This window comes from Eubacterium sp. CAG:156, assembly GCF_000434315.1.
Lineage (GTDB): Bacteria > Bacillota > Clostridia > Lachnospirales > Lachnospiraceae > Eubacterium_U > Eubacterium_U album.
In genome coordinates, this window is sequence record NZ_FR878179.1 from 63,757 (window position 1) to 77,430 (window position 13,674).

The window sequence follows — 13,674 nt, forward strand, 5'->3', positions numbered from 1 at the left end:
GCTCTTATGATGGTGAAGGATATTTACCTTTAATTACATATCAGTCATGGAGGGTTGCAGAACTTCGTTATTGCGAAGAATTAGAAGTTAAGAATTTAGATAAAATGCAAAAGCATGATGAAACGGATGAGGTTTTTGTGCTTTTAGCAGGCGAATGTACTTTATTTACAGGTGGAAATGGTGATGTCATATCAGAAATAGACGGTATAAAGATGGAACCACTTAAAATATATAATGTAAAGAGAGGAACGTTCCACACACATACACCTGAGAAAGGAAGTACTGTTCTCATTATAGAGAATTCTAATACAGATGATAATATAAATTCTCCAACATTAAAGATGACACCTGAACAGATTGAACAGGTTAGGAAAATTTATTATAAATTAAATAAGTAGTTTTGTTATATGTAATAAAAATTAAATATTGATTTATACGCAAAAACTGTTCCTGTCAGCGATATGGAGCAGTTTTTTGCTTATTTATAAAAAATGTCGAAGTCAAAATTCCTCAACTTTGATGCATACGTAAAAACGACTTAAAAATTAATAAAAGATATATATATACATAATCATAGATTACATAAAAACATTACATTTTGTATAAAAATAAAAAATCATAATAGCATGATTTCTTTAATAGTGGTAGAATAGTAAATATATTTAAAAAGGGAGTAGGGCATTGAGACTAGACAAATATTTGTGTGATATGAATATTGGCAGCCGCAGTCAGGTTAAACAATATATCAGAAAAGGATGCGTTGATGTTAACGGAGATATTATAAAAAAACCGGAACTGCACATAGATGAAACAAAGGATATAATTTCCGTTAATGGTAAAACAATTGCTTATAAGAAAAATATATATTATATGCTTAATAAACCGGCAGGTGTCGTAACTGCCGTTAAAGATTCAAGAGATAGAACAGTAATGGATTTATTTGACGCATCTATATCAAAAGGTTTGTTTCCTGTTGGTAGATTAGATAAGGATACGGAAGGGCTTTTGCTTATCATGAATGATGGTGAGCTAGCACATATTCTTACTTCACCAACAAAACATATTGATAAAACATATTATGCAAAGATTAATGGCAGAGTGAAAAATGAGCATATTGAACTTTTTAAAGAAGGACTGGATATAGGTGAAAAGAAATTAACTAAGCCTGCGGTATTAAGCATTTTAAAATCAGATGATATTTCAGAAATTGAGCTAACAATAACAGAGGGTAAATTTCATCAGGTTAAGAGAATGTTTAAAGCCATAGGTATGGAAGTTATATATTTAAAACGTATATCAATGGGAAAACTAAAACTTGATGATACACTTATGTTAGGCGATTATAGAGAACTTACAGCGCAGGAAATTGCGCAGATTGGAGGCAATGTATGAGAATAGTGATTATTACAGGAGCATCTTCCGGAATGGGAAGAGAATTTGCATTACAATTAGACAAAAAATTACATTCAATTGACGAATATTGGCTTGTCGGAAGAAATGAAGAGGAATTAGCAAAAACAAAAAAGAAAATGCATACAAAAACAAGAAATTTTATTGCTGATTTTAATTCCAGAAAGGCATTGTTTCCACTTGTACAGGAAATAAACAATATACAGCCGGAGGTAAAGATGCTTGTAAATTGTGCCGGATTTGGAATGGTTGGAGATTTTGACAGAATTTCATATAATGATAATTTAAGCATGATTGATGTCAACTGCAGAGCTTTAACTTCTTTGACGCATGATTGCATTCCGTTTATGGCAGTTAATTCAAGAATTATTAATATAGCTTCGGCAGGGGCATTTAATCCACAGCCGGGATTTGCAGTTTATTGTGCTACTAAATCATATGTATTGAGTTTTTCAAGAGCTTTAAGAGGAGAATTAAAAGATTTAGGAATATATGTTACTGCAGTATGTCCGGGACCTGTTAATACTCCATTTTTTAATAAAGCAGAAAGATATGGAACTGTTTATGCATTTAAGAAATTGTTTATGGCTGACCAGAAAGCAGTTGTAAGTAAGGCAATAGACGATAGTATAAGATGTAAAGAAATTTCAGTTTATGGAAGGACAATGAGAGCTTATAGAGTTTTAGCCAAAGTTGTTCCACATCGTTTTATAATCGAATTATTGAATTTAATGCATAAATTGAAAAAATAAATATTTAAATTTGACATTGTTACAAGAATAATTGATAAATTAAAATGCAAAGAATTTATAATAGTTAAAATTTATATTAATCAAAATGCTATAACAGAAAACGTGACTGATTATCAGCATTAGGAGATAAAATGAGAGAAATAATTATAAATAAAAATGAGGCAGGGCAACGTTTTGACAAGTTACTTTTTAAGTATTTTAACGCTGCACCTGCCAGCTTTGTGTATAAGATGCTTAGAAAAAAGAATATTACATTAAACAATAAAAAATCTGACGGAAAAGACAAACTTGCAGTTGGAGACTGTGTGAAAATATTTATGACAGATGAAACTATAGATAAGTTTAGAAGTTCAAAAAATATTGAAGCATCTGGCAAGGCAACGCATAAAATTTCATTAGATGTAGTTTACGAAGATGAAAATGTAATTATAGTAAATAAACCGGCAGGCGTTTTAAGCCAAAAAGCAAAGAAGAATGATATTTCAATGAATGAATATATAATCGAATATTTACTAGATACAAAACAGCTTAGTGAAAATGAATTAGAAACTTTTAAGCCGGGCATTTGCAACAGACTAGACAGAAATACAAGCGGTCTGTTAATTGCAGGAAAAAGTTTATTAGGACTACAGGTGATGTCGGATATGTTAAAAGATAGAACATTTGGCAAATACTATATTACAGTCGTTTCGGGAGAAATTAATGGAAAAACAAAGATTAAAGGATATTTGACAAAAGATTCTAAATCTAACAAGGTGAAAATATACGATAAACCATTGAAAGAAAGTTCATATATAGAAACAGAATATGAATGTTTAAAAACAAATGGCAAATATACTATTTTGAAAGTTAAACTTATTACGGGAAAACCGCATCAGATAAGAGCGCATCTTGCATCCGTTAGACATCCTATAATAGGAGATACCAAATATGGAAGAGCAGATATTAATGAAATTTTCAGAAAAAAATGTGGTGTAAAATATCAACTATTACACGCCTGGCAACTTAAATTTGATGAAATGCCGGATGAATTAAAAAAACTTAAACAAAAAACATTCGAAGCTAAAATTCCCCAATTATTTGAAAATGTATTTAGTGAGATTGGATTAAATTTATAAAGGAAAGAAAATGGGAACATGGAATTCACGTGGGCTTAGAGGCTCTACTTTAGAAGATATGATTAATATGTCGAATGAAAGTTATAGGGAAAAAGGATTGGCGTTAATTCAAAAAATTCCAACACCAATTACCCCGGTAAGAATTGATCAACAGACAAGACATATAACATTAGCATATTTTGATCAGCAAAGTACAGTAGATTATATAGGTGCTGTGCAGGGAATACCAGTGTGCTTTGATGCCAAAGAATGTGCAACAGATACATTTCCGATGATGAACATACACGAACATCAGGTTAAATTCATGAAGGATTTTGAAAAACAGGGTGGAGTATCTTTTATTATATTATTTTATAGTCATAAAAATGAAATGTACTATATTCCTTTCTGTGATATAGAAAAATTTTATGAAAGAAGTATAAATGGAGGAAGAAAAAGTTTCAGATTTGATGAAATAGATAAGAAATATAAAATAAAATCTGCACCGGGTATACTGGTTCATTATTTAGAAACGATTAATATTGACCTCGAATCTAGAGAAGAATAGGCATTGACACGAAAAAAAATATATTGTATTATATTTGCTGTGCTACCGTGGTAACACATTAGCATACTAAAGTGTAAAGGAAAGATAAAAATGAGTAAAGAATTATTACACACACCAGAGGGTGTAAGAGACGTATACGGAAAAGAGTGTGCAAGAAAGTTAACTATAGAAAATAAAATTAATAATATATTTAATTTATATGGATTCCATAATGTTCAAACACCAACATTTGAATTCTTTGATATTTTTAATAAGGAAAGAGGTTCAGTACCATCAAAGAATTTATATAAGTTTTTTGATAGGGAAGGAAATACTTTGGTATTAAGACCTGACCTTACTCCATCAATAGCAAGAATTGCAGCAAAGAATTATATGGATGTCAATGTACCTATTAAGCTTTGCTATAACGCAAATACATATATTAATAATTCAGAATTACAGGGAAAACTAAAGGAAATAACACAACTTGGTTGTGAACTAATCGGGGATGATTCAGTTGAAGCTGATGCAGAAATGGTTGCCCTTGTTGTAAATTCATTAAAGAGTGCAGGCTTTGATAAATTTCTTGTTGAAATTGGTCAGGTTGACTTCTATAAGGGACTTTTAGAAGAATGTGGATTTGAAGATGATGTTGAGGAAGAACTTAGAGTTAGAATTGAAAATAAGAATTTCTTCGGTGTTGAAGAATTACTTGATTCTAAAGATATCCCTTCAAACGTAAAAGATACATTTCTTAAATTGCCTTCTTTATTTGGAAGTTCAGATGTACTTGATAAAGCAAAAGAACTTGCAACGAACGAAAAATCATTAAAGGCAATTGAGAAATTAGAGGAAGTATATTCTATTTTAGTTGATTATGGAGTTGCTGATTATATTTCATTTGATTTAGGAATGCTTAGCAATTTTAATTATTATACAGGAATTATTTTTAAGGCATACACATATGGAACAGGAGATGCAATTGTTGCAGGTGGCCGCTATGATAAACTATTAAGTCAGTTTGGGAAAGATAGCGCAGCTATAGGATTTGCAGTATATATGGATCAGCTCCTTATGGCTATGAGCAGCCAGAAAATGGAAGGTGATACAGATTATGCATATGAAGTGTTAATATATGATACAGAACTTAGAAAGACGGCATTGCAGCTTGCAACAGGTCTTAGGGAAAAAGGTATTAAGACAGAGCTTATTCCTAAGAAAGAAAATATTTCGATTGATGAATATGTTGAATTCAAAAAAGAAGACGGAGCTATAAATGTAACAGATGTATCTAAAGATGGTGTAAAGGAATTATAGGAGTTTAAATAAAATGAGATATTTAACATTTGCCCTTGCAAAGGGAAGATTAGCTAAAACAGCAATGAAAATGTTTGAAGATATAGGTATTGAATGTGAAGAAATGAAAGACGAAAAAACACGTAAGCTTATTTTTGTAAATGAAGAATTAAAATTAAAATTCTTCTTAAGCAAGGCGAGTGATGTACCTACATACGTTGAATATGGAGCTGCTGATATAGGAATTGTAGGAGCAGATACAATTCTTGAAGAAGGGAGAAAATTGTACGAAGTATTAGATTTAGGATTTGGAAAATGCAACATGTGTGTATGTGGTCCTGAATCTGCGAGAGATTTATTAAAAAATCATGGAATGATAAGAGTTGCTTCAAAATATCCAAATATTGCAAAAGATTATTTCTATAATAAAAAACATCAGACAGTTGAAATTATTAAACTTAATGGTTCAGTAGAACTTGCGCCTATTGTTGGTTTATCAGAAGTAATAGTTGATATTGTAGAAACAGGTACAACATTAAAAGAAAATGGACTTACTGTATTAGAAAAAGTTTGTCCTTTATCAGCAAGAATGGTTGTTAACCAAGTAAGCATGAAGATGGAAGATGAAAGAATTAGAAAAATCATAAAGGATTTGAGGGCTAATATTAAATAATTCCTATATAAATTATTGTAAATTTGATGTATAGTAGTATGTGGTAAAAGGAGAAGAAATTATGCGTATTGTAAAGTTAGATGAAGCTTCTAAGAAAAATATTTTGACTGATTTACTTAAAAGAAGTCCTAATAATTACGGAAGTTATAATGACAGTGTAAATGAAATACTTAATAATGTTAAAGAAAATGGAGACAAGGCTGTTTTTGAATATACAGCAAAATTTGACAAGGCAGATATTAATGCGGATAATATCGTGGTAACAAAGGAAGAAATTGAGGAAGCGTATAATTCTCTTGAAAATTCTGAATTAGTAGATGTTATTAGAAAAGCGATTAAAAATATAAGGGAATATCATGAAAAACAGCGTCAATACAGTTGGTTTGACAGCAAGTCTGATGGAACAATTTTAGGTCAGAAAGTTACTGCACTTGAAAAAGTAGGTGTATATGTACCTGGTGGAAAGGCAGCATATCCATCATCTGTATTAATGAACATTATTCCTGCAAAGGTTGCCGGTGTTGACAGAATATGTATGGTAACACCTCCGGGAAAAGATGGAAAAGTTAATCCCGGAACACTCGTAGCTGCAAATGAAGCAGGTGTAGATGTAATTTATAAAGTAGGTGGAGCACAGGCGATTGCTGCTTTGGCATTTGGAACTGAAAGCATTCCTAAGGTTGATAAAATTGTAGGACCTGGAAATATTTATGTTGCTCTTGCTAAAAAGGCAGTATTTGGTTATGTAAGTATTGACAGCGTTGCAGGGCCAAGTGAAATCCTTGTGTTAGCAGACGAAACATCAAATCCAAGATATGTTGCTGCAGATTTGCTCTCACAGGCAGAACATGATGAATTAGCGTCAGCAATTTTAGTGACAACAAGTATGGATTTGGCAAAAAAAGTATCAGAATATACAGATATGTTTATTTCTAAATTATCAAGAAAAGCAATACTCGAAAAATCATTAGATAATTTTGGATATATTTTAGTTGTTGATACATTAGATGAAGCAATTTCTGTTGCAAATGATATTGCAAGTGAACATTTAGAAATTGTTACTAAAAATCCGTTTGATGTAATGACAAAAATTAGAAATGCAGGGGCTATTTTCCTTGGAGAATATAGCTCAGAACCACTTGGAGATTATTTTGCAGGACCAAACCATGTTTTACCGACTAATGGAACAGCAAAATTCTTCTCGCCACTTAGTGTTGATGATTTTATTAAGAAATCAAGTATTATTTCATATTCAAGACAGGCATTAGAACCTATAAGCGAAGATATTCAGAAGTTTGCAAAGGCTGAAGGATTAACAGCTCATGCAAATTCTATTCGTGTAAGATTCGATGAAAATGATGAAATATAAGGAAGGTAGCGGTATATGAACAGAGTAGGTACTTACAGCAGAAAGACAAATGAAACCCAGATTGATATTACATTTAATATAGATGGAAAGGGAAAGGCTAATATTGATACAGGAATTGGCTTTTTTGACCATATGCTTAATAATTTTGCAAGACATGGTTTATTTGATTTAGATGTAAAAGTTAAGGGAGACTTATTTGTTGATTGCCATCACACAATTGAGGATACGGGAATTGCTCTTGGTATTGCCATAAAACAGGCACTTGGAGATAAAAAATCAATCAAAAGATATGGCTCTGTAATTTTACCGATGGATGAATCTTTGGTGCTATGTTCGCTTGATTTGTCAGGAAGACCTTATTTAAATTTTGATGCTGAATTTACAGTAGATAAAGTTGGCGAATTTGATACAGAAATGGTTAAAGAATTTTTCCATGCCATAGCATATGCTGTAGGAATGAATTTACATATAAAAATACTTGAATCCGGTAATAATCACCATATGATTGAAGGGATTTTTAAAGCATTTTCAAAATCACTGGACAATGCAACAATGATTGATGAAAGAATTGAAGATGTACTATCTACGAAAGGAAGTTTATAATAAATGAGTTTTAGAATTATTCCTTCCATTTATTTAAAAGATGGAAAGGTCGTAAATAAAAATACAATGGAAATTGTTGGTGACGGAGATGCAGTAGCACTTGCAACTTTGTATAATAACAGAGGAGCTGATGAATTAATTATTTTTGATATATCAGAAACAGATTCTCAACATGATAACAATATTGGAACAATGGTTTCTATTGCTGATGCGGTGGATATTCCGATATTAGTTGGCGGAAATATTAAAAGACTTGAAGATGTAAAGAAATACATATATACAGGTGCTAAGAAAGCGATTTTAGACGGAAATAAAGAAAGTAATCTTGAATTAGTATCTGAGGCTTCTGAAAGATTTGGAAGTGACAAGATTGCTGTAATGATAGACAGTACTTTTGATATGAACAAAATAAAAACATTAAAATATGATGGAGCATCTCTTATTATTGCAAATAATTGTGCAAGAGAAGCTTTAGGATATGGCATAAGGGTTTTAGCTTATGACTGTATGTATAGTTTTGAGGATATTATTTCATTTGCAAAAGAAGAAAAAGTGTATGGTGTTTCACATGCAGGATTAGATGAGGCATTTGATTATATGAATTTCAAGGCTCAGTTAAAGGATGAAGATGTAAAAGTTGATGTTTTAGAATCAAAGATTACATTTGACAAATTTAAGACTAATAGTGATGGAATGATTCCTGTAATTGTTCAGGACTATAAGACTGATAAGGTATTAATGCTTGCATATATGAATGAAGAGGCATTTAATCTTACAATTAAGACGGGAAAAATGACATATTTTAGCAGAAGCCGTAATGAAATATGGGTAAAAGGATTAACATCCGGTCATTTTCAGTATGTAAAGGAATTGTCTATGGATTGTGATTTAGATACAATGTTAGCTAAAGTACATCAGGTTGGAGTTCCGTGTCATACAGGAGCAGACACATGCTTCTTTAATGAACTTGTTAAGAAAGAGTTTGATGAATCAAATCCAATTCATGTATTTGAAGATGTATATAAGACAATTTTAGACAGAAAAGTAAATCCTAAAGAAGGTTCATATACTAATTACTTATTTGATAAGGGAATTGATAAGATATTAAAGAAAGTCGGAGAAGAAGCAACTGAAATTGTAATTGCAGCAAAAAATCCGGATCCACAGGAAGTTAAATATGAAATATCTGACTTTTTATATCATGTAATGGTATTAATGGCTGAAAAGGGAGTTACATGGAAAGAAATCACTAAGGAATTATCACGAAGATAATGGATATAATATTTATATATTTATTTACAAAAAGAACTGCTTAAGGGTGGTTCTTTTGTTTTTATAATAATTATGATAATAGATAGTTTAAATAATCAACTTATGTTTAACAGAATTCGACCCATTAGGATAACTATAGTTGTAAAATTTTTGGTGATATAGTATTATATTAATATAAGTAAAAATGATTTTATTGTATTAAATTACTAAAGAAATATAAATGTTTTTCTAATGCTACAATAAAAATTAATCTAATGTTTTGGGGTCAGTTATTCATAATAGTATAAGAAATGGAGTAAAAAAATGAAGACAGGAATTATATTTGATTTAGATGGCACTTTATGGAATGCTACAAAGCAGATAGCAGAATCATGGAATGTTGTCTTTGAGAGATATGATGACATTGATTTAAGACTAACAACTAAAGAGTTAGAACAGCAGATGGGTAAACTTATGGAAACAATTGCTGATGATCTTTTACCAAATATACCTGTAGAACGTCGCTACAAGATTTTGCAGGAATGTTGCGATTACGAAAATGATTATTTACTTACACATTCAGGTGTGTTGTACCCTGACATTAAAGATATATTTAAGAAATTAAATGAAAAATATAGCGTTTATATTGTCAGCAACTGTCAGGCAGGATATATAGAGGCATTTTTAAAGGTTACAGATTTAGGAAAATATGTAACAGATTTTGAAAATCCGGGTAGAACGGGAAAGCCGAAAGCTGACAACATCAGATTAGTAATTGAAAGAAATAATCTTGATAAGGCATTTTATGTTGGAGATACACAAGGCGATTATGATGCAACAATGGCAGCTGGAATTCCGTTTATATTTGCAGCGTATGGATTCGGAAATATAGATGGTGATGAAGAAGAAATTCAGGGATTAAATGAATTGCCTGATTTAATAGACAAATTAGTAGAAAAGTAGGATAGATTTTTGAAAAAATTAGCATTATCAGATGAGATTTTATTGCAGGTAGATAAGCCGGCAAGATATATTGGAAATGAAGTTAATATGATTGTAAAGGATCCCAAAAAAGTGGATATACGATTGGCAATGTGTTTTCCTGATGTATATGAGATTGGAATGTCACATTTAGGAATACAGATTCTTTACGACATGTTTAATAGACGTGAAGATACTTATTGCGAGAGAGTTTATTCTCCATGGCTTGATTTGGATAAAATAATGAGGGAAAAAGATATTCCGTTATTTGCAATTGAAAGTCAGGAACCTATAAAAAATTTCGATTTTTTAGGTATAACATTACAATATGAAATGTGTTATACAAATATTTTACAGATTTTAGATTTATCTAAAATTCCTTTAATTGCTACAGAGCGTGGAGAGGACGACCCTATTGTTATTGGAGGAGGCCCATGCTCATACAATCCGGAACCAATTGCAAACTTCTTTGATATGTTCTACATTGGTGAGGGCGAAACTCAATATGATGAGTTATTAGACATTTATAAAGAAAATAAAAAAAATGGTGGTTCGAGAAAAGAATTTTTAGAAAAAGCAGCCCGTTTATCATGTATATATGTTCCACAGTTTTATGATGTTACATACAACGAAGATGGAACAATTAAAGAAATGATAAAAAATAATGAGAATGCAAGGGATAAGGTTAGAAAAGATATAGTTCTTGATATGAATGAAGTATATTATCCGACTAAGCCTTTAGTTCCTTTTATTAAAGCAACACAGGATAGAGTTGTACTTGAAGTTATGAGAGGCTGCTCAAGAGGGTGTAGATTTTGTCAGGCGGGTCAGGTTTACAGACCTGTAAGAGAGAAAAGTCTTGAAAAATTAAAAGATACTGCACGAAAGATGATTGAATCAACAGGTCATGAGGAAATTTCATTAAGCTCATTGAGTACAAGTGACTATTCACAGTTAAAGGGAATAGTTAATTTCCTAATTGATGAATTTAAAGAAAAAAATATAAATATTTCATTACCTTCACTTAGAATTGATTCATTCGTGCTCGACATAATGAGTAAAGTTCAGGATGTAAAGAAAAGTTCGCTTACATTTGCACCTGAAGCAGGAACTCAGAGAATGAGAAATGTAATAAATAAAGGACTTACAAAAGAAGATATACTTAATGGTTCAAGACTTGCATTTAAAGCAGGATGGAATAAAGTAAAATTATATTTTATGTTAGGACTTCCCGGTGAAACAACAGATGATATAGAAGGAATAATGGAACTTTGCGAAGAGATTGCAGAAGAATATTATGCTACTGTTCCAAAAGAAGAACGTATTGGAAAATGCCAGATTACGGCAAGCACATCATTTTTTGTGCCAAAACCATTTACAGCTTTTCAATGGTCTCCAATGAACACTATTCCTGAATTCTTAGATAAAGCTAAAATTGTTAATGACAAGATGAAATCTATGCTCAACAGAAAAAGCCTTAAATATAATTGGCATGAAGCTGATGTAAGTGTATTAGAAGGTCTTTTTGCAAGAGGAGACAGAAAATTATCAAAGACATTATTATCAGCATATAAAAAAGGCTGTCTATATGATTCATGGTCTGAAAGTTTTGATTTTGAAAAATGGAAAGAGGCTATTGAAGAAACGAATGTGGATTTGGACTTCTATATAAGCAGACAAAGAAGTGAGGATGAAATATTCCCGTGGGATTTTATAGATGCGGGAATTACAAAAGAATTTTTGCTTCGTGAATACCATAATTCACAGGCACAAAAGGTTACACCAAACTGCATGACAAGATGTTCGGGATGTGGTGCAAACTCATTTGGAGGAGGAATATGTTATGAAAATAAGAATTAAATTCTCTAAACAGGGACACATGAAATTTATTGGACATCTTGACACGATGAGATATTTTCAAAAAGTTATGCGTAGAGCAAATGTTGATATTTGTTATTCGGAAGGATTTTCACCGCATCAGAAAATGTCTTTTGCAGCACCGCTTGGAGTTGGTATAGTAAGCAATGGTGAATATTTTGATATTGAAGTTAACTCTACAGATAGCTCTAATGAAATGATAAAACGTATTAACGAGGCTAATGTAGAAGGAATTGAAGTTTTAAAATATAAGTTACTTGATGATAACGCAAAGAATTGTATGGCAATCATTGCTGGAGCAGATTATACGGCATTAGGACTTAACAAATTATTAACTAAAGATGATTTGGTAGTATATTTAAGTCAGCCGGAAATAGTTGTTTTAAAGAAAACGAAAAAAAGTGAGAAAGAAATTGATATTAAACCGTGGATATATGGACTAAAACTAACGGATGAAGGGTTGTTTATGAAAGTTGCTCAAGGTAGTGCTTCTAACCTAAAACCGGATTTAGTTATTTCATCATTGTTTAATTATTTGCAAAAAGATATTCCGTCATTAATTACATACCAAAGAGAGGAAATGTATTGTATGGTGGATGATAAATTAGTTCCTTTAGATGAAATAGGAGAGACAATTGAGTAGTACTGATGGTTTAACAAATGAGTCAGAATCAAAATTGATTTTATCTGATTTTTATAATGACAAATTATTGGGATTTTATTTTTATAAAGAAAAGTTACAAAGAATAACTTATATGGATAGCGAGTCTGTTGTTGGTAATATTTATATTGGATATGTAAAAGACGTAGTAAAAAATATAAATGCAGCATTTATTGAATTTGGAAATGACTTGAAGGGATATTATTCTTTGAATGATAATTTCCCATTTTTCTTAAATGTAAAAAATAACAATAAAGTATGCCAGGGTGACAAAATTTTAGTTCAGGTGTCTGGAGATAAAATTAAAACTAAAGATTATTCACTAACATCAAATATCAATCTGACGGGAAAATACTGTGTACTTACAGTTGGAAATACTAATATAAGTATTTCTAAAAAAATTCAGGACAAGACAACAAGAAATCAGCTAACAAGAATACTTGATAAGTATAAAAACGATGAATATGGTTTTATTGCCAGAACATCAGCAAAAGATGCAAAAGAACAAATGATTGAAGGCGAAATCATAGATCTGATAAATCAGCTTGAAGAAATAAAAAACAAAGCTATGCATTTAAAAGGAAAATCTATAGTTAAAGAAAATGAGTCAATCTTAACAAAAGAATGTCAGGAATTTATCGATAAAGAAAATGGAATTGTTATTACTGATAAGAAACAGATTTTCGATGAACTTTCAAAAAACAAAATTAACTGTAAATTTTATAATAGAGATTTGCCTTTATTCAAATGCTATTCATTGGAAAAGCATCTTATGTCCGGAATAAATAAAAAAGTATGGTTAAATTCAGGAGCATATCTGATCATAGAGCCGACAGAAGCATTGACTGTAATTGATGTAAACACGGGAAAAGCTGAACTGAAATCAAATAAAGAAGAAACATTTTATAAGATAAATATTGAGGCTGCGCATGAAGTTGCCAGACAGTTGAAAATCAGAAATATTTCGGGAATTATTATTGTTGATTTTATTTCAATGCGAAATAAGGAAAATGAACAGATATTACTTAACAAGATGAATGAAATTTTTAAATATGATTATTCAAGATGCATTGCAGTTGATATTACAAAGTTAGGATTGATGGAAATTACAAGAAAAAAAGGAAAAAAATCTTTATACGAAATAATTCAGAAATAA

General features: G+C 31.0%; 14 protein-coding genes. All 14 read left to right on the forward strand.

Annotated features, from left to right (window positions below; genetic code table 11):
• The coding region (locus ABMA45_RS09020; protein WP_348030205.1) for a hypothetical protein at positions 1 to 398 on the forward strand (398 nt) is incomplete at its 5' end.
• Between the two features lie 283 nt (positions 399 to 681).
• Positions 682 to 1,392, forward strand: a complete 711-nt coding sequence (locus ABMA45_RS09025; RefSeq protein ID WP_022089563.1) for a pseudouridine synthase — start codon at positions 682 to 684, stop codon at positions 1,390 to 1,392.
• Positions 1,389 to 2,162, forward strand: coding sequence for an SDR family NAD(P)-dependent oxidoreductase (locus tag ABMA45_RS09030; protein WP_022089564.1), 774 nt, complete (start codon positions 1,389 to 1,391; stop codon positions 2,160 to 2,162). The genes ABMA45_RS09025 and ABMA45_RS09030 overlap by 4 nt, the downstream gene beginning before the upstream one ends.
• 131 nt (positions 2,163 to 2,293) lie before the next feature.
• Positions 2,294 to 3,280 (forward strand): RluA family pseudouridine synthase, encoded by a 987-nt coding sequence (locus ABMA45_RS09035; RefSeq protein WP_022089565.1) that lies wholly within the window; start codon positions 2,294 to 2,296, stop codon positions 3,278 to 3,280.
• 10 nt (positions 3,281 to 3,290) lie between these two features.
• Positions 3,291 to 3,827 carry a Holliday junction resolvase RecU gene (locus ABMA45_RS09040; protein ID WP_022089566.1) on the forward strand — a complete coding sequence of 179 codons (537 nt, stop codon included), beginning with the start codon at positions 3,291 to 3,293 and terminating at the stop codon, positions 3,825 to 3,827.
• A 90-nt stretch (positions 3,828 to 3,917) separates the two neighbouring features.
• On the forward strand, positions 3,918 to 5,123 hold the full coding sequence (gene hisZ / locus ABMA45_RS09045) for an ATP phosphoribosyltransferase regulatory subunit (RefSeq protein WP_022089567.1): 1,206 nt from the start codon (positions 3,918 to 3,920) through the stop codon (positions 5,121 to 5,123).
• A 13-nt stretch (positions 5,124 to 5,136) separates the two neighbouring features.
• Entirely contained in the window at positions 5,137 to 5,775 is a 639-nt protein-coding gene (gene hisG / locus ABMA45_RS09050; protein ID WP_022089568.1) for an ATP phosphoribosyltransferase, read from the forward strand.
• Between the two features lie 61 nt (positions 5,776 to 5,836).
• Entirely contained in the window at positions 5,837 to 7,144 is a 1,308-nt protein-coding gene (gene hisD, locus ABMA45_RS09055; protein WP_022089569.1) for a histidinol dehydrogenase, read from the forward strand.
• 15 nt (positions 7,145 to 7,159) lie between these two features.
• Complete coding sequence (gene hisB, locus ABMA45_RS09060) at positions 7,160 to 7,747, forward strand: imidazoleglycerol-phosphate dehydratase HisB (protein WP_022089570.1); 588 nt, start codon at positions 7,160 to 7,162, stop codon at positions 7,745 to 7,747.
• 3 nt (positions 7,748 to 7,750) lie between these two features.
• Positions 7,751 to 9,019, forward strand: a complete 1,269-nt coding sequence (gene hisIE / locus ABMA45_RS09065; RefSeq protein WP_022089571.1) for a bifunctional phosphoribosyl-AMP cyclohydrolase/phosphoribosyl-ATP diphosphatase HisIE — start codon at positions 7,751 to 7,753, stop codon at positions 9,017 to 9,019.
• 303 nt (positions 9,020 to 9,322) lie between these two features.
• The gene (locus ABMA45_RS09070; RefSeq protein WP_022089572.1) at positions 9,323 to 9,961 is read left to right on the forward strand and encodes an HAD family hydrolase; all 639 of its coding nucleotides are present in this window, start codon (positions 9,323 to 9,325) and stop codon (positions 9,959 to 9,961) included.
• Between the two features lie 9 nt (positions 9,962 to 9,970).
• Positions 9,971 to 11,839: a TIGR03960 family B12-binding radical SAM protein gene (locus ABMA45_RS09075; protein ID WP_022089573.1), complete on the forward strand. Its 1,869-nt coding sequence runs from the start codon at positions 9,971 to 9,973 to the stop codon at positions 11,837 to 11,839.
• The gene (locus ABMA45_RS09080; RefSeq protein WP_022089574.1) at positions 11,823 to 12,500 is read left to right on the forward strand and encodes a TIGR03936 family radical SAM-associated protein; all 678 of its coding nucleotides are present in this window, start codon (positions 11,823 to 11,825) and stop codon (positions 12,498 to 12,500) included. Before ABMA45_RS09075 ends, ABMA45_RS09080 begins: the two co-directional genes overlap by 17 nt.
• Positions 12,493 to 13,674, forward strand: coding sequence for a ribonuclease E/G (locus tag ABMA45_RS09085; RefSeq protein WP_022089575.1), 1,182 nt, complete (start codon positions 12,493 to 12,495; stop codon positions 13,672 to 13,674). The genes ABMA45_RS09080 and ABMA45_RS09085 overlap by 8 nt, the downstream gene beginning before the upstream one ends.